This is a genomic window from Curtobacterium sp. MCLR17_039 (genome assembly GCF_003234745.1).
GTDB classification, from domain to species: domain Bacteria; phylum Actinomycetota; class Actinomycetes; order Actinomycetales; family Microbacteriaceae; genus Curtobacterium; species Curtobacterium flaccumfaciens.
In genome coordinates, this window is the sequence record NZ_QKTF01000004.1 from 357,247 (window position 1) to 372,816 (window position 15,570).

Sequence of the window (15,570 nt, forward strand, 5' to 3'; positions counted from 1 at the left end):
GTCTACTCGACGGACGCGGGGTCGACCGCGTCCTGGCTGCTGTCCGCCGGTGTGGCGTCCTCGGGGGCCCCACCACCGGGGTTCGCCACGACCTCCCACAGGTGCCCGTCCGGGTCCTGGAAGAAGCCGGACCACATGCCCCACGGGCGTGTGTAGGGCGGTTCGAGCATCGTGGCACCCGCTGCCTGCGCCCGCTCGAGGAACGCCTCCGCCTCGGCCTGACTGCCCGTGAAGTGCCCGATCGTGCTGCTCGGTGCCGTGGCCAGCTGCACGCCGGAGTCCTTCGCCATGTCGTCACGGCCGTAGACGCTGACGATCAGCCCGTCGTCGAGGGTGAACATCGCCGTGGTGCCGCCGGCCTGCGTCTCGGTGGCGGGGTACTCGGTCCCGATGACGCCGCTGCCCTCGATGCCGAGCAGGGCGCGGTAGAACTCGGCCGATCGAGCGACGTCGGCGACGGCGAGGGTGATGGCGTGCATGCGCCGCACGCTACGCCAGGGCTACTCGGCCCGTGTCACGCTGTCGGTCAGTCCCCGAGGCCCAGGATGAGCCGGCGGAGCAGCCCGGCCAACTGGCCCTGCTCGTCGGCGGAGACCCCGGACAGGATGTCCCGCTCGGCGGCCAGCAGGTCCGCGATCGCCGCGTCCACCGCCACCCGGCCCTTGCTCGTCAGCGAGACGAGGATGCCGCGGCCGTCCTTCGGGTCGGTCCGTCGCCCCACGAAGCCGCGGGCCGCCAGGCGGTCCACCCGGTTCGTCATCGTGCCGCTCGACACCAGGGTCTGCTGCAGCAGGGTCTTCGGGCTCAGCTCGTAGGGCTCACCGGCCCGCCGCAGGGCCGACAGGACGTCGAACTCCCACGGTTCCATGTCGCTCGCGTCGAAGGCCGTCCGCCTGGCACGGTCCAGGTGCCGGGCGAGTCGGTCCACCCGGGACAGGACCTCGAGCGGGCCGAAGTCGAGGTCGGCACGCTCACGACCCCACGCCGCGACGATGCGATCGACCTCGTCCTCATGCGGCATCCCTCCATCTTGGCCGAACCCGGAGCGGACAGCCAGCCTCGTCGGTCGTGGGAGGATGGAGGAGCACCCCTCGGTGCGTTCCGCCTTGGTGTAATGGCAGCACGACGGCCTTTGGTGCCGTTAGGTCCGGGTTCGAATCCTGGAGGCGGAGCGGACGACAGGGTGATCGGCCTATCGACGGAATCGGTTCGGTGCGTTCGCGCCGTGGAGCCTCCGGACGTGCTCGGACCTCCCGTGGCATCTTCAGCGCCGAGCGACTGCGGCCGGCTTGTTCAGTTCGGAGCGGGCCCGGGGTCAGGCCGCCACGGGCATGTCCAGGGGCATGGTCGTGACCTCGATCGGATCGCCTCCTGCTGCCTCGTCGCGAGGTTCGCGTGACTGGTGGCGCTTGCCGAGCAACTCGATCACTCGGGCGAGGAGCGCGGGCGAGCGCTCATCTCGTGGGCGTGCGCGTCTGCTTCGGTCTTGTAGATCTCGCCCCATGCGATGCTCGGAGGCATGACATGGACAGGCAGATCGACGTCAGGGAGACAGATCTGCACGAAGTGCGGGAAGGTGGGGAAGGTCCAGAGGTCTTCGTCCTCGAACCGACTCCAGAGCAACAACTCTCCGACGCCGAGCGGGTGGCCGAGTTCCTGACCGTTCAGCGGCGGATCGCAGCTCACCATCAGCGCATGGTGACCGTTCGGTAGCTCGATCGGTCGTTCCACTTCGCACCGGAAGACGGACGAGAACCGCTTGCTGTCCATGGACGAGAGGAAGAAGACTTCCAGCATTTCAGAACTCCGGGGTTGGCTCCGCTGACGTTGACTGAACGGATTGATCCGATGTCGATCCTGTGCGGATGGTGACGGATCCAACGGTCAGCCGCTCGTCACCACGAACTCGGCGCGTAGTCCTTCAGGAAGACGCCGAACACGTCCTCGCCGGCTTCGCCCCGGACGATCGGGTCGTAGACACGGGCTGCCCCGTCGACCAGGTCGAGCGGCGCGTGGAAGCCCTCTTCGGCGAGCCGGACCTTCGTGGGGTGGGGCCGTTCGTCGGTGATCCACCCGGTGTCGACGCTCGTCATCAGGATGTTGTCCGTCTCGAACATCTCCTGCGCGCTCGTGCGGGTGAGCATGTTCACGGCGGCCTTCGCCATGTTCGTGTGCGGGTGACCCGGTCCCTTGTACGCGCGGCCGAACACCCCTTCCATGGCGCTGACGTTCACCACGTAGGTGCGGCGTCCTGTGCTCGCGGCCATCGCGGGGCGGAGCTTCGAGATGAGGATGAACGGCGCCGTGGTGTTGGCCAGCTGGACCTCGAGCATCTCGAGCGGGTCGACCTCGTCGACCTGCTGGGTCCACGAGTTCTCGTCGTGCAGGTCGGGGACCAGTCCACCGGCGTCGATCGCGGTGCCGAGGGCGAGTCGTTCGAGCGAGCTCGACCCCGGCGCCATCGCCTGTTCGGTCAGCTCGTCGGCTCGGGCTGCGGCGGCCGCGAGGATCGGGTGCGCGGCCACCGAGCGGGCGAGCGCCAGCGGGTGCTGGTCGTTCGTGTGCCCGAAGGTCACGAGTTCGGGCAACGGTCCGTCGGGCAGCGGCGCGAGTTCCGCGTCGACCAGCGGCTGGTAGGCCCCGGTCGACCGGCGCACGGTCTGCGTGGCGTTGTTGATCAGGATGTCGAGGGGGCCGGACGCGGCGACGTCCTCGGCGAGCCCGATCACCTGGCCGGGGTCGCGCAGGTCGATGCCGACGACCTTCAGACGGTCCATCCAGTCGGCGGAGTCGGGCAGGCTCGCGAACCGGCGCACCGCGTCGCGGGGGAACCGCGTGGTGATGGTGGTGTGGGCCCCGTCGCGCAGCAGCCGGAGGGCGATGTACATGCCGATCTTCGCGCGACCGCCGGTGAGCAGCGCCCGCTTGCCGGTCAGGTCCGTCCGGGCGTCGCGCTTCGCGTGGCTCATGCGCGCGCACGCCGGGCAGAGCTGGTGGTAGAACGCGTCGACGACCGTGTAGTGCTGCTTGCACATGTAGCAGGGCCGTGACTTCAGCAGCGTGCCCGCGGTGGTCGACGCGGTCGAGGCGCTGATCAGGACGCCGCGGGTCTCGTCGTCGATCCGGTCGGCGGCCCCGGTGGCGGTGGCGGCGATCACACGGCGGTCGGCCTCAGCGATGACGCCGCGCTTCTCGAGACGGTGCGCGCGCTTGACGGCCTTGAACATCTTCGCGGTTGCCTGGCGGACCCGGATGAAGTCCGGGTGCGTCTCGTCGATCGACGGCAGCTGCTCGAGCACCCGGAGCGCGACGGTCAGGTCGTCGGGGTCGATGCCGCTGGGTTCGGGGTGCTCGGAGCTCACACGCGATCCTACGTCGGGACCGAGCACCGATCAGGCGAGCTGCTGCTCCATGCACACGCTCGTCGGGTCGTCGACGTACGGGCCGAACCGGGGGATGTCCGCGTACCCGGCCTTCCGGTAGAGCGCGATCGCCGCGGCCTGCGGCAGACCGGTCTCGAGCCGGACGGTCCCGATGCCGACCGCGCGTGCCCGGTCGTGCAGGGCGTCGAGCAACCGCGTCCCCACGCCGAGCCCACGCGCGGCGTCGCTCACGAACATGCGCTTGACCTCGCCGGTGCCGTCGCCGGCGTCGACGAGCGCCACCGTGCCGAGGGCGGTGCCGTCCTCGCGCGCCACCAGGAACGTGACGTCGGGCTGGTCCAGGTCGTCGACGTCGAGGGCGTGGTAGTTCTCGGCCGGGTAGAGGCTCAGTCCGTAGTCGTCGCCCTGCTGCAGCAGGTGCAGGACGTCGTCCTGCCGGGGGCTCTCGATCCGCACGGTCAGCACCGTCACACAGTAGCGAGGACGACGAGAACAGTGGGCAGACGAGGCCCCCGGCCGACGGTGATCAGGCCAGGAGTCCCTCGCTGACCTCCCACAGGCGCCGGGCATCGTCGGCGTCGAGCATCGCCGAGTTCGCGTCCGACGGGATCCGGTCCGCGGTGAGGGGCAGGACCCGGTCGTCGATCACGGCGACGTCGCTGTCCTTCAGGTAGACCCCGCCGACGCCGTCGAGCAGCGGGCTCGCGGCACCGAACACGAGCGTCGCTGCGCCCTGCTCGACGGTCTTCTTGCCGACCTCGGGATCGATGACGGTCACCCCGTGGTCGTCGACCAGTCCCTGCTCGCGGTACGACGCGAGCACCGCCGGGTCGTGCGGGCCGGGTCCGATGATGACGCCCGGGTGCGCGGCGAAGGCTCGGATGCCCTGGTCGGCGTACCGCCGGTCGAGCTCCACCGTGAACAGGACGTTCGCCCGCTTCGACTGCCCGTACGCGGTGACCGGGTCGTACCCGTGCGCGAACGTCAGGTCGTCCCACCGGATCTGCCCGAACCGCGCCGCGCCGGAGGTGACGGTCAGGACCCGCGCACCACGGGCCTCCAGGAGGGCGGGGAGGAGCGCCCGCGTGAGCTGGAAGTGCCCGAGGTGCGTCGTCGAGAACGCCAGTTCGTTGCCGCGGTCGTCGAGCCGGCGGTCCGGGGTGAAGAGCATCGCGGCACTGTTCACGAGCATGTGCAGCGGGCGGCCGGAGGCCGACCAGCGCGCGGCGAAGGCATCGACCGACGACGGGTCGGTGAGGTCGAGGGCCTCGACGTGGATCCCCGGGATGTCGGCGACGGCTGCGGATGCCCGGTCGACGTCACGGGAGGCGACGGTGACGTCGGCGCCGGCCGCCGCGAGGGCGCGGCTGGTCTCACGGCCGAGGCGGCTGTGTCCGCCGGTCACGACGACGTTCCGGCCGGTCAGGTCGACGCCGTGCAGGACGTCGGCGGCGGTGGACGCGGCGGTGAAACCGCTGGGCAGGGGGTGCTGGTCGGTGATCACGACTGGTGCTCCTTCGATTCAATGTGGCCGACGGCGGCAGCAGGGTCGGCCGCGACTGAGGCAGCAGGGCCCGCCGCGTCGGCGGTGGCAGTGCCGACGGCGTCGGCGATCGCCGACCACGCGTCGGGGTCGAGCCCGAGCTCGGTCCGGAGGAACGCCGTCGTGGTGTGGCGGACGAGGTCCACACGCTCGGGGCTCTCGTCCGTGGTGGCGGTCGACTCGTAGTCCTGGATCCCGCCGAGCAGGTGCTCGCCGCCGTGGACGGTCACCAGGTGCCGCGCGCCGGGGCTCAGGTGGTAGACGTCGGTGAACCAGTCCGGACCTCGCGTCGAGAGCTGGGACTGGTCGTGGTCGCCGGCGACGACCAGTGACGGGGTGTGCAGCTGGCTGAAGTCGGGGCTCATGAACGCGAAGTGCTCCTGCGCGAACGGTGCGAGGTCGCCGCGCGCGATCCCGGTGGTGGACAGCAGGACCCCGGCGCGCACGCGGTGGTCGGTGCGGTCCTCGCCCGGCCGCCCGTCGGCGTCCAGGACGCGGGCCCCGAGCAGCATGCCCACGGACTGTCCGCCCCACGAGTGTCCGACCGCGGCGAGGCGTGCGGTGTCGACGCGCCCGCTCAGGCCGGGGACCGCGTCGATGATCTGGTCGAGGTCGTCGAGTACCCGCTCGAGGTCGTCGACGCGCGTCTGCCAGATGGTCGGGTAGCGCGGGTCCTCGAGCGTCAGCCCGTAGGCCTTCGCGTCGAGGAAGGTCGGTTGGACGACGACGAAGCCGTTCGCGGTCCAGTGGTCGACCAGGGGGTCGCCGCCGGTCATGGACTGGCCGAAGCCGTGGGCGAAGACGATGACGGGCAGGTCCGTGCCGGTCGTCGGTGCGGTGATCCGGACCTCGAGGTCCGGACCGCGCGAGGGTGCGGGAAGCGTGACGGGGCGCACGCTGATGACCTGCGGTCGAGGTGCTGTGGGTGCCATGTGGGCCTTTCCGGGATGCGGTGTCGCCCGTGGTCGGAGCGATCGTCGTCCGAAACGGAGCGACGTTCCGGAACGATACGGAACAGCGATCCGGATTGCAAGAGGAAGCGGAGCATTGTTCCGCATCACGTCGGTGTCGTGCGATGATCGACGCATGAGCAGCCCGTCGACCGACCCCGTGCCGCGTCGCCGTCGCGACGTCGAGCGCAACGAGCGCACGATCCTCGACGCCGCTGCCGCGGTCTTCACGGCCTCGGGCGTCGGCGCACCGGTCCGCGAGGTCGCCACCGCCGCCGGTGTCGGGGTGGGCACGCTCTACCGGCACTTCCCGACCCGTTCGGACCTGGTCGTCGCTGTCTACCGGCACCAGATCGAGGCCCTGGTCGACGCGGGGCCGGCGCTGCTCGACTCTGAACCGACGCCGTTCGCCGCCCTGCTGCGCTGGGTGCACCAGTTCGTCGACTTCCTCGGCACCAAGCACGGCCTGGCGCGTGTCTGGGAGGGCGACGCCGACGGCTTCACGGCGCTGCACACGCTGTTCGTCGACGAGCTCGTGCCCGTGCTCGGCCGGCTGCTCGACGCCGCGCGGGCGTCCGGCGAGGTGGCCGCACCGACCCCGCCGTACCAGCTGCTCCGGGCCGTGGGTGACCTGGTGGCGTGGAGTCCCCAGGACCCCGACTACGACGTCCGGACGATCGTGACCCTCCTGGTCACCGGGCTGCGGCAGGCGCAGCCGACGGTGACCGACAGCGCGTAGCCGGCCACGTGCACTGGTCGCGACCTGCACCGGACTGGAGGCGCGGTGCGGGCTGTCACGGGCCTCCGGTCCGGCGTCGCGACCGTCTCGGGCCGCACCAGCGCCGTCGGAGCGCCCCGTTCAGACCGCGTCCGGCTCCGCCGGGCAGCCCTCTGTGTCCTCGTGTTCCGGCAGCACGTCGACGTCGGTGACCGTGTACCCGAGCGGCACCTGGCCGAGCGCGAGCAGGAGCGCCGTCCGCCGGTCGTCGTGCTCGGTCTCGATCACCCGCCGCTCGGTGGGCACGACGACGAGTCGGACCCGATGTGTCACGGGTGCCCCCACGCTGCGGTGCCGCGCAGGCGTCGCTCGGCGTGCTGACCACGTCGCCGACGCAGCAGCAGGTGGCGGACCGCGAGCAGGTGCGGGAACTCGACGAGCATGCCGACGACGATCGCCGTGGTGACCAGTGGCTGGTGGGGGAGTGCGGCACTCGTCAGCCCGATCATCAGGGGCGCGTTGCGGGCCGCCGTCGTCATCGCGAGCAGCGCCGACCGCGGGTACGACAGGGCGGCGAGGCGTGACGCCCACTCGGCTGCGATGAACATGACGGCGAAGAAGACCACCGCGCACCCCAGCACGGCGACGAACACCGGCAGGTTCGCCAGCAGCAGCGCGATGTGCGAGGCGAAGAGCCCGGCGACCATCGCGCCCACGATCCAGGGAACCGCGCGGCCGGGCAGGGCGGCGGCGCGGGCTCGAGCGCCGTCCGGCAGCAGTGAGATCCCGAGGCGGATCACCACGGCGATCGCGGCGGGCAGGACGAACCACTGCAGCAGGGTGCCGACGGTCCCCACGGCATCGACGCCGGCGTTGCCGCCCAGGACCGTGATCCACACCGGGAACAGCAGCAGCTGGGTGACCATGTTGATCGGCAGCAGGGTGGCCCCGACAGCGGTGTCCCCGTCGCTCAGGCGGGTGAACGCCAGGAACCAGTCGGTGCAGGGTGCCAGGAAGTACAGCATCACGCCGAGCTGGACGGCGGGGTGCCCGGGCAGGGCCACGCGGGTGAGCAGGAAGGCGACGAGCGGGGCGAGCAGGAAGTTCATGCTCCAGGCGATGCCGATGACCTTCCACGCGCCCGTCGTCCGTGGGAGGCGGCGCAGCGGGACGTCGACGAACAGGGCGACGACCAGGGTGATCACCAACGGGTCCACCACGGAGCCCATGGCGTCGCCGCTCGCGGGGGAGGCCCCGCCGATCACCGACCCGACCAGGATGGCGCCGCCGACGATCGCGGGGGTGGCCCAGAGCCGTGCACCGGCGGGGTGGGCGGGCCGCTGTGCCGGGATCAGCACGCGCATTCGACACCGCAGCAGCTCAGGTCGTCGGTGAGCATCCCGGCGTCGTCCCACTCCTGCAGGGCGCCGCAGTCGCGCCCGGCTCGTTCGCCGATGACGCGGGCGACGTGGGCGAACCGCTGCCGGAACTTGTACACGAAGCAGAACTGCAGCCCACCGTGCCGGAGCGCCGTGCCGGCCAGGAACAGCCCGGGCGTGGTGGTCGACTCGTCGTCCTCGGTGAGCAGCGGCCAGCCGTCCGCGCGGGTGTCGAACAGGCTCGCGGCCGGCCCGAGCCCCGGGCCGTACCCGGTGGCGAGGATCGGTGGCGCGTCCGACACCAAGGCGGTCCGTCCGGCGACGCCGACGGTGAACCCCTCTCCGGACCGTTTGATGCCGGTGACCTGTCCGTCGTCGACCACGGCGAGGCGTCCGCTGGCCCGCGCGGCCGCGAGCCGCTGACGGGTCCGCGGGGCGAGGCGGAACGACGGGTCGGACCCGCTGCCGGCGTCCCAGGGGTGGGACGGGTCGACGACCGTCACCGTCGCCCCCTGCTCGACGTGGTGGCACGCCAGGTCGATGCCGGACTCGAAGCCACCCACGACCACCACGTGTCCGGACTGCGCCACCCAGGCTGCCTCGGCGGACGCGTGCACCCCGAGCGAGGTGCCCGCGCAACGGGGCAGGATCGGGTCGGAGAACTCGCCGCCGGCCCAGACCACGTTGCGGGTGATGACGGGGCCGCGGCTCGTGGTCACGCGGAAGCCGTCGTCGTCCGGCTCGATGCGCTCGACCTCGGTGTCGAGCAGGGTCGGCAGGTGGAAGGCCGCGACGACGCCGCGCAGGTACCGGGCGTACTCCGGCCCCGAGGGGTAGTCGGTCCCCAGGCTGTAGGCGGGTGAGGTGCGCGGGTGGACCGCGTTGAGGTCGGTGGCCCCGAACCCGTTCCCGGTGAAGGACGGCGTCAGGAACCGCTGGTGCTCGGGCCACCGCCGGAACGTGTCCCCGACGACGCCGCGTTCGACGACGCCGAACAGCAGGCCGTCGACGGCGTGGAGTGCCAAGCCGGTGCCGACGCCGGCCGGTCCGGCTCCGACCACGAGGGCGTCGAGGGTCTCGGTGGGGTGTGGTGGTGGCATGGGGTCGGTCTTCCCAGCAGCTGCGGCTGCGTCGATGGAACGGCCACTGTCGTGTGGTCGCTGGGCCCCATCTTAGTGAGAAGCGTTATCAACAAGCTACCGCAGCATCAGCCCACCGGGGTCGAGTACAGGACCGCCAGGGTCGCCACCAACCCGACGACCACGATGGCGAGGTCGAGCACGGCCAGGGTGACGAGTCGGGCCCGCTGCGGCCGGACGGCCGTCCGCACCACGACCATCGCCACGAACAACGCGACGACGAGCACCAGCGCCGGCCAGCCGATCGCCGGCGCTCGGATCGCCATGAGCACCATCACCGCGGCGACGATGACGGCCGTGACGGCTCCCCACACGAGCCAGTTCGAGCCCGACGCCGTCCGGAGTGCGGGCTGGTCGCCGACGCGGGTGGGATCGGGGCGGCGGGGCTGTTCGTCGGACACGAGCCGGACGGTACGCGGCGGCCCCTGCCCGTCCCCGCAGCCGCCCGGCCACGAGAAGATGGGGTGTGCACACCGCCGCGACCATCCTCGACGCCGTCGTCCGGCACATCGACGCGACGGGGTTCGCCGCACACGGCATCCACGTGCGCACGCGGACTTCGGCGCCGGGCACCAACGGCACCGTGGACGACGTCGCCGAGCACCACTGGACCCCCGACGTCCGACGCGAGGTCCACTCCGCCGCCAAGGGAGTCTGCGTCCTGGCCACCGGCATCGCGGCCGACGATGGCCTGGTCGACCTCGACGAACCGATCGCGACGTACCTGGTCGGCACCGGCCTCGGGGCGGAGACCGGCCTCGTCCTCGGCGACGGCGTCGACCGGGTCACCCTCCGCCACCTGCTCACCATGACCAGCGGGATCGACATGCCCTGGTCGGCGACCGAGCTGACGGACTGGCCGGACCTGGCGGCCGAGTTCCTGCGGCGCCCGTCCCGCGGCCGGGTGTTCCAGTACGCGAACGCCAGCACCTACACCGCGATGCGCGTGCTCGAGACCCGGGTCGGCGACGTCGGCGCGTTCGTCGCGGAGCGGCTGTTCGCGCCGCTCGGCATCCGGGACGTCGAGTGGCAGCGCTGCCCGAACGGGTTCGTCGCCGCGGGCGAGGGGCTGTCGCTCAGCACCGAGGAACTCGCCCGCATCGGGCACCTGATCCGCGACCGCGGGGTCGTCGACGGACAGCGGATCGTCAGCGCGCGGTGGTGCGATGCGATGCACACCGGCTGGGTGGAGCGCGAGGGCACCGGCCCCGGCTACGAGCGGTACGCGATGGCGGGGTGGGGTGGCCCCGGGCGGCTCTGGCGGCTGCACGGTGCGTACGGGCAGATGCTCCTGTTCGACCAGACCGACACCGACACCGACACCGACACCGACACCGGCACCGGCACCGTCGTCACGATCACCGCCGACGACCACTTCGGCGCCGACGCACTCGCCGCCTTCGTCGCCGACGAGCTGGCCCGCCAGGACCCCCGCCAGTAGCGACCGCGACGATCCGACCTGCACGTCCGCGAGCGCCCGGCGTGGGAGGATCGATCAGTGCAGCAGCAACCCGTCGCGATCATCATCGCGGCCATGAGCGAAGAGGTCTCGGCCTTCGCCGACCTCTTCGGCGGCGTCCCCGTCCTCGACGGCCCCGTCGGTGGCCACGACCCGCACCAGCTGCTCGACATCGGCGGCGCCACGGTCGTCGTGCGCCGCAGCGGCATCGGCTTCACGAACGCCACGGCCGCGGTCGCCCACGGCTTCCACGACTTCGGCCCGGGCATCCCGGTGATCAGCGTCGGGACCGCCGGCGGGCTCATGCACGGTGTCGCCATCGGTGACGTCGTGGTCGGTGACCGGTACGTCAACCTCAACGCCGACGCCACCGCGTTCGGCTACGCCCTGGGCCAGGTCCCCGGCATGCCGACCGGCTACGCGCCGGATGCCCGGCTCGTCGAGCTCGCGATGGGCGCCGACATCGCGTGGCCGCTGCGATCGGCGACGATCGGCTCGAGCGAGGTCTTCGTGACCGAGGGCCGTGCCCGCGCACTCCGGGTCGCGTTCCCCGACGTGGCCGCAGTCGACATGGAGTCGGCAGCCATCGCGCAGTTCGCCCACGTACACGACATGCCGTTCGTGTCCGTCCGGTGCATCAGCGACCTCTGCGCGCCGGACGGCTCCGAGTTCCGCGAGCACCTGGACGACGCCGCGGCACGCGCAGCGCGCGTGGTCCACGACCTGGTGCTCGGCCTGCGTTCCTGAGTCCGCCCGCGCGCTCCCTCAGCGCTCGATGACGCGCCACTCGCTGACGAACGTCGTGACGTCCTTCTCGTCCAGGTCTCGTTCCACGGTCTCGAGGAGCCGTTCGGCCTGATCCGCGTCTCCGGCTCGCGTCCGGAGGACCTCCGCGCCGTCGTCACGACGGCGGACGACCAGGTCGAAGCTCGGCAGGAAGTCCTCACCGGCACCGCCCATCGCGGCCAGGGCCAATGCCGCCGTCGTCCGGGCCAGACGCTTGAACGAGCTCTGCCGGGAGTCGTCCAGGGCCACCTGCAGGACATCTCCAGCTCGCGTGCCGCCGCTCACGCGACGACTCCCACGGCACGGAGGCGTCGGACGGCGAGCCGGTCAGCGGCTCCGGGCGCTGCGCCGAGGGCGTGCGACGCGATCGTGACGTCGCCGTGACGGAGCAGACAGACGCCGGCGTCCCGTGTCTGCCCGCTATGCCAGATCAGCCCGTCGCGGTGCTCCCACGCCAGGAAGTCCGGCTCGATGCGTCCGATCCCCACGCCGAACCGCAGGAGGTCGGACATGGTCGACCAGATCCCGCCGGCCGGTGCGTAGGGACCTGATCCGATGGTCCAGGGTTCACGGGGGCGGCCCCGCCACGATCGGAGCAGCGTTCGTCGCTCGGGTGCCGGGTCGAGGGTGGCGCTGGTGATGCCGAGCGGAGCCAGGACCGTCCGCTCGGCGACCGTGGACCATGCCTCCTGCGCGACGTGCTCGAGCAGCCGACCGAGCACCGCGTAGCCGAGGTTGGAGTAGTCCCGCTCACCCGGCGTCGTCGGGGTCTGGCGCAGCACACGCGTGACGTCCGCCTCGGACACGTCCGCGTACGGGTCGCCGACGATCCCGGCCGACATGCCCTGGTGCACACGGGGCAGGCCCGAGCGGTGTCGGATCAAGTCGTCGACCGTGTAGGTGGCGTCGTCGGGGACGTCCGGCAACAGGTCCCGGGCAGGGGTGTCCCGTGGGATGTCCCGTTCAGCGAGGAGGACGAGCACGGCGGCGGCGGTCACGGTCTTCGTGACACTCGCCCATTCCACCAGCGCGCTCGCTTCGTAGCGATCGCCGAGGTCGGCGGTGACGTCGCCCCCTGCGTCGATGATCACGGCTCGGTTCGCAGCGGTCACGCTCGTCCTCCTGATCCGGTCGAAGCCACCATGATCGCAGCAGGTCATGCGGGGATCCTCGTTCGGCGTGGACGAGCACCCCGGTGCCGGAGGGGCGCGATCGGGCTCTCAGCACGGCCGGAATTGCGTTCCACGGACGTTCCGGGACGGATTGCGAACTCGGCTCCGAGGCGCTCGCTAGCCTCCATTTCGGGGGGGGCCAAGGAACCACGGCCAATCACACAGGGAGATCAGCCATGAGCGCCTACACGAGCGACGAGAACGTCGAACCTGCACGCATCACCACCTTCAAGCGCGTCCGCAAGCAGTGGCGTCGGACGGGTGAGGTCGGCTACACGCACAGTGGCAGCGACTTCTTCCGCGACGACGCCCCGGAAGCGGTCCAGCGGTAACCAGCGGCAGCCACGAAGTGCCCGCCAGGAGCGATCCTGGCGGGCACTTCTGCGTCAGCGACCGAGCTGGTCCCGCAGGTAGGGCGCGGTCCGGCTGGTGGTCGACGCGGCGACCTCGGCGGGCGTGCCGGAGGCGACGACCCGACCGCCGTCGTCGCCGCCCGACGGGCCCATGTCGATGACGTGGTCGGCGCTCGCGACGACGTCCATGGCGTGCTCCACCACGACGACCGTGTTGCCCGCGTCGGTCAGGCGGGCGAGCTGGGCGGTGAGCAGCTCGACGTCGGCCGGGTGCAGGCCGGTGGTGGGCTCGTCGAGCAGGTACAGGGTGTGGCCGGTCCGCGCACGCTGCAGTTCCGTGGCGAGCTTGATGCGCTGCGCTTCGCCGCCGGAGAGCTCCGGAGCGGGCTGGCCGAGCCGCAGGTAGCCGAGGCCGACCTCGCGGAGGGTCTCGAGTCCGCGCCCGGCTGCGGGCAGGGACGCCAGGAACGGCGCCGCTTCGTCGACGGTCATGCCGAGGACGTCGGCGATGGACGCTCCGTTCCACCGGACCTCGAGCGTCTCGGCGGTGTAGCGGGAGCCGTGGCACTCGGGGCACGGTGCCCAGCTGCCCGGCAGGAAGAGGAGTTCGACGGACACCGACCCCTCGCCCTGGCAGACCTCGCACCGGCCGCCGGCGACGTTGAACGAGAACCGTCCGGCGGTCCAGCCCCGGGCCTTCGCCTCGTCGGTCTGGGCGAAGGCGGCCCGGACCGCGTCGAACAGGCCGGTGTAGGTGGCGAGGTTCGAGCGGGGCGTCCGGCCGATCGGCTTCTGGTCGACCTGCACGACGCGGTCGATGAGCGGGTGCGACGTCGCGACGCCGGGCAGCACGCCACCGACGAGCGACGACTTGCCGGAGCCGCTGACCCCGGTGACCGCGGTGAGCACACCGAGCGGCAGGTCGACGTCGAGCCCCCGCAGGTTGTGCAGGGTGAGGTCGCGGAGTTCGAGGGTGCCGATCGGGGACCGGACGGCGCGGTCGGCGGTCGGCTGCCGGGGTTCCAGGAAGCGCCGGGTGACCGAGGCCTCGACCTCGGCCAGGCCGGCGACCGGGCCGCTGTACAGGACGGTGCCGCCGCCGGTGCCCGCGCGGGGGCCGACGTCGACGATCCAGTCGGCTCGCCGCACGATGCTCATGTCGTGCTCGACGACGAAGACGCTGTTGCCGCCGGCGCGCAGGTCGTCGAGGACGTCGACGAGGGACTCGGCATCGGCGGGGTGCAGCCCGGCGCTCGGTTCGTCGAGCACGTAGACGACGCCGAACAGGCCGGAGCGCAGCTGCGTCGCGATCCGCAGCCGCTGGCTCTCACCGGGGGAGAGCGTCGGGGTGGCGCGGTCGAGCGCGAGGTAGCCGAGACCCAGGCCGACCAGGACCTCGACGCGGGTGAGCAGGTCGCGGGAGATCGCCACGGCGACCTCGGTGTGCTCGCCGGACGATGCTCGTGACGTCGCCGCTGCCGCGTCGGTGATCGCCGCGATCGGGCGCAGGACGTCGGCAAGGCCGGACAACGGCAGGGCGTTCAGCTCGGCGATCGAGTGGCCGCCGATCGTGACGGCGAGGGCGGCTCGGGTCAGACCGGTGCCGCCGCACAGCCCGCACGGGCCGGACTCGACGAACTGCAGCACCTTCTTGCGCTGGGTCTCGCTCTGCGAGTCGGCGAGGGTGTGCAGCACGAACTGGCGGGCACTCCAGAACCGGCCCTTGTAGGGCTTGGCCACACGGTCGCGCTTCGGCTGCACCTGCACGACGGGTTGTTCCTCGGTGAAGAGCAGCCAGTCGCGGTCCTTGCGCGACAGCTCGCGCCACGGGCGGTCGATGTCGTAGCCGAGCACGGCGGTGACGTCGCGCAGGTTCTTGCCCTGCCACGCACCGGGCCAGGCGGTGATCGCGCCGTCGCGGATGCTCAGCGACGGATCGTGCACGGCCGATGCCTCGGTGACCTCGTGCGCGGTCCCGATGCCGTGGCACCGGGGGCAGGCGCCGGCGACGGTGTTCGGCGAGAAGGAGTCCGACTCGAGCCGGTCGGCGCCGGACGGGTAGGTGCCGGCGCGCGAGTAGAGCATGCGCATCGAGTTCGACAGCGTGGTCATGGTGCCGACGGTGGAGCGGGAGCTCGGGGCGCCGCGGCGCTGCTGCAGGGCGACGGCGGGCGGCAGTCCGGTGATCGAGTCGACGTGCGGGGTGGACCCCTGCGCGATCAGCCGGCGCGCGTACGGCGCGACGGACTCGAGGAACCGCCGCTGGGCCTCGGCGAAGACGGTGCCGAAGGCGAGCGAGGACTTGCCGGAGCCGGAGACGCCGGTGAACGCGACGATCCGGTCGCGGGGGATGTCCACGTCGACGTCGCGCAGGTTGTTCTCGCGGGCGCCACGGACGCGGATGAAGTCGTCCGGCCCGGGTCGGTCGTCGGTGGGGGTCGAGCGAGGAGCGGGCATTCGCTCGATCGTAGGCTCGGCCACTGGGAGAAGCAGCACCACCGGCGGAACCGCGAACGACGAAGAGCCGCTCCGCCCTGATCGGCGGAGCGACTCTTCGTGTCGAGCGGTGTTGCGGCAGGTGTTACTTGATCTGGGCGGTGATGGTGGCGGTGCCGACGAGCAGGCCGCGCTTGACGGCGTCGGTGCCGAAGGTCTTGTTCAGCAGGCCGGCGGCGTCCTCGCTGATGT

General features: G+C 71.7%; 18 protein-coding genes and 1 tRNA gene. 5 read left to right on the forward strand and 14 right to left on the reverse strand.

Annotated elements, in window-relative coordinates:
• Nucleotides 1-2: 2 nt before the first annotated feature.
• Together DEJ00_RS07280 and DEJ00_RS07285 are read right to left on the reverse strand one after the other, a co-directional pair.
• Complete coding sequence (locus DEJ00_RS07280; RefSeq protein ID WP_146247899.1) at nt 3-479, reverse strand: VOC family protein; 477 nt, start codon at nt 477-479, stop codon at nt 3-5.
• 47 nt (nt 480-526) lie between these two features.
• On the reverse strand, nt 527-1,021 hold the full coding sequence (locus DEJ00_RS07285; RefSeq protein WP_071406000.1) for a MarR family winged helix-turn-helix transcriptional regulator: 495 nt from the start codon (nt 1,019-1,021) through the stop codon (nt 527-529).
• Between the two features lie 79 nt (nt 1,022-1,100).
• Here DEJ00_RS07285 and DEJ00_RS07290 point away from each other — a divergent pair.
• A tRNA-Gln gene (locus DEJ00_RS07290) sits at nt 1,101-1,172 on the forward strand.
• 253 nt (nt 1,173-1,425) lie between these two features.
• Here the strand turns inward: DEJ00_RS07290 and DEJ00_RS07295 are convergent.
• From DEJ00_RS07295 to DEJ00_RS07315, 5 genes are all read right to left on the reverse strand, one after another.
• Nucleotides 1,426-1,797 carry a hypothetical protein gene (locus DEJ00_RS07295; protein ID WP_111056877.1) on the reverse strand — a complete coding sequence of 124 codons (372 nt, stop codon included), beginning with the start codon at nt 1,795-1,797 and terminating at the stop codon, nt 1,426-1,428.
• Between the two features lie 98 nt (nt 1,798-1,895).
• Nucleotides 1,896-3,362: an SDR family oxidoreductase gene (locus DEJ00_RS07300; protein ID WP_111056878.1), complete on the reverse strand. Its 1,467-nt coding sequence runs from the start codon at nt 3,360-3,362 to the stop codon at nt 1,896-1,898.
• 30 nt (nt 3,363-3,392) lie between these two features.
• A complete protein-coding gene (locus DEJ00_RS07305) occupies nt 3,393-3,848 on the reverse strand; it encodes a GNAT family N-acetyltransferase (RefSeq protein ID WP_258373577.1) in 456 nt (151 codons plus the stop codon).
• Nucleotides 3,849-3,909: 61 nt separating this feature from the next.
• On the reverse strand, nt 3,910-4,887 hold the full coding sequence (locus tag DEJ00_RS07310; protein ID WP_111056880.1) for an SDR family NAD(P)-dependent oxidoreductase: 978 nt from the start codon (nt 4,885-4,887) through the stop codon (nt 3,910-3,912).
• Nucleotides 4,884-5,858: a chlorophyllase gene (locus DEJ00_RS07315; protein ID WP_111056881.1), complete on the reverse strand. Its 975-nt coding sequence runs from the start codon at nt 5,856-5,858 to the stop codon at nt 4,884-4,886. The genes DEJ00_RS07310 and DEJ00_RS07315 overlap by 4 nt, the downstream gene beginning before the upstream one ends.
• A 154-nt stretch (nt 5,859-6,012) precedes the next feature.
• Between DEJ00_RS07315 and DEJ00_RS07320 the strand changes: the two genes are divergently transcribed.
• The gene (locus tag DEJ00_RS07320) at nt 6,013-6,615 is read left to right on the forward strand and encodes a TetR/AcrR family transcriptional regulator (RefSeq protein ID WP_111056882.1); all 603 of its coding nucleotides are present in this window, start codon (nt 6,013-6,015) and stop codon (nt 6,613-6,615) included.
• Between the two features lie 120 nt (nt 6,616-6,735).
• Here DEJ00_RS07320 and DEJ00_RS07325 read toward each other — a convergent pair whose 3' ends face one another.
• The 4 genes from DEJ00_RS07325 to DEJ00_RS07340 form a co-directional block, all read right to left on the reverse strand.
• On the reverse strand, nt 6,736-6,927 hold the full coding sequence (locus DEJ00_RS07325; protein WP_146247900.1) for a hypothetical protein: 192 nt from the start codon (nt 6,925-6,927) through the stop codon (nt 6,736-6,738).
• A complete protein-coding gene (locus tag DEJ00_RS07330; protein ID WP_181440110.1) occupies nt 6,924-7,952 on the reverse strand; it encodes an arsenic resistance protein in 1,029 nt (342 codons plus the stop codon). Before DEJ00_RS07330 ends, DEJ00_RS07325 begins: the two co-directional genes overlap by 4 nt.
• Complete coding sequence (locus DEJ00_RS07335) at nt 7,946-9,073, reverse strand: NAD(P)/FAD-dependent oxidoreductase (RefSeq protein ID WP_181440111.1); 1,128 nt, start codon at nt 9,071-9,073, stop codon at nt 7,946-7,948. Before DEJ00_RS07335 ends, DEJ00_RS07330 begins: the two co-directional genes overlap by 7 nt.
• A 107-nt stretch (nt 9,074-9,180) precedes the next feature.
• A complete protein-coding gene (locus DEJ00_RS07340; RefSeq protein ID WP_071248191.1) occupies nt 9,181-9,513 on the reverse strand; it encodes a hypothetical protein in 333 nt (110 codons plus the stop codon).
• Nucleotides 9,514-9,578: 65 nt separating this feature from the next.
• Here DEJ00_RS07340 and DEJ00_RS07345 point away from each other — a divergent pair, with 65 nt between their 5' ends.
• Both DEJ00_RS07345 and mtnN read left to right on the forward strand, forming a co-directional pair.
• Nucleotides 9,579-10,553, forward strand: a complete 975-nt coding sequence (locus tag DEJ00_RS07345; protein ID WP_111056885.1) for a serine hydrolase — start codon at nt 9,579-9,581, stop codon at nt 10,551-10,553.
• A gap of 57 nt (nt 10,554-10,610) precedes the next feature.
• Nucleotides 10,611-11,318: a 5'-methylthioadenosine/S-adenosylhomocysteine nucleosidase gene (mtnN, locus tag DEJ00_RS07350; protein ID WP_111056886.1), complete on the forward strand. Its 708-nt coding sequence runs from the start codon at nt 10,611-10,613 to the stop codon at nt 11,316-11,318.
• An 18-nt stretch (nt 11,319-11,336) separates the two neighbouring features.
• Here mtnN and DEJ00_RS07355 read toward each other — a convergent pair whose 3' ends face one another.
• Both DEJ00_RS07355 and DEJ00_RS07360 read right to left on the reverse strand, forming a co-directional pair.
• On the reverse strand, nt 11,337-11,642 hold the full coding sequence (locus DEJ00_RS07355; protein WP_146247901.1) for a hypothetical protein: 306 nt from the start codon (nt 11,640-11,642) through the stop codon (nt 11,337-11,339).
• On the reverse strand, nt 11,639-12,469 hold the full coding sequence (locus tag DEJ00_RS07360; protein WP_181440112.1) for a serine hydrolase: 831 nt from the start codon (nt 12,467-12,469) through the stop codon (nt 11,639-11,641). The genes DEJ00_RS07355 and DEJ00_RS07360 overlap by 4 nt, the downstream gene beginning before the upstream one ends.
• A gap of 236 nt (nt 12,470-12,705) precedes the next feature.
• Between DEJ00_RS07360 and DEJ00_RS18480 the strand changes: the two genes are divergently transcribed.
• A complete protein-coding gene (locus DEJ00_RS18480) occupies nt 12,706-12,861 on the forward strand; it encodes a hypothetical protein (protein WP_155896774.1) in 156 nt (51 codons plus the stop codon).
• A 54-nt stretch (nt 12,862-12,915) separates the two neighbouring features.
• Here the strand turns inward: DEJ00_RS18480 and DEJ00_RS07365 are convergent, their stop codons facing one another.
• The gene (locus tag DEJ00_RS07365; protein ID WP_111056889.1) at nt 12,916-15,339 is read right to left on the reverse strand and encodes an excinuclease ABC subunit UvrA; all 2,424 of its coding nucleotides are present in this window, start codon (nt 15,337-15,339) and stop codon (nt 12,916-12,918) included.
• Nucleotides 15,340-15,570 lie beyond the last annotated feature (231 nt).

What these genes read in the sequence shown, in the direction of transcription:
- DEJ00_RS07320 (WP_111056882.1), top strand. Translation starts at nt 6,013, where the DNA reads ATGAGCAGCCCGTCGACCGACCCCGTGCCGCGTCGCCGTCGCGACGTC.
- DEJ00_RS07280 (WP_146247899.1), bottom strand. Translation starts at nt 479, where the DNA reads ATGCACGCCATCACCCTCGCCGTCGCCGACGTCGCTCGATCGGCCGAG.
- DEJ00_RS07285 (WP_071406000.1), bottom strand. Translation starts at nt 1,021, where the DNA reads ATGCCGCATGAGGACGAGGTCGATCGCATCGTCGCGGCGTGGGGTCGT.
- DEJ00_RS07315 (WP_111056881.1), bottom strand. Translation starts at nt 5,858, where the DNA reads ATGGCACCCACAGCACCTCGACCGCAGGTCATCAGCGTGCGCCCCGTC.
- DEJ00_RS07295 (WP_111056877.1), bottom strand. Translation starts at nt 1,797, where the DNA reads ATGCTGGAAGTCTTCTTCCTCTCGTCCATGGACAGCAAGCGGTTCTCG.
- DEJ00_RS18480 (WP_155896774.1), top strand. Translation starts at nt 12,706, where the DNA reads ATGAGCGCCTACACGAGCGACGAGAACGTCGAACCTGCACGCATCACC.
- DEJ00_RS07365 (WP_111056889.1), bottom strand. Translation starts at nt 15,339, where the DNA reads ATGCCCGCTCCTCGCTCGACCCCCACCGACGACCGACCCGGGCCGGAC.
- DEJ00_RS07335 (WP_181440111.1), bottom strand. Translation starts at nt 9,073, where the DNA reads ATGCCACCACCACACCCCACCGAGACCCTCGACGCCCTCGTGGTCGGA.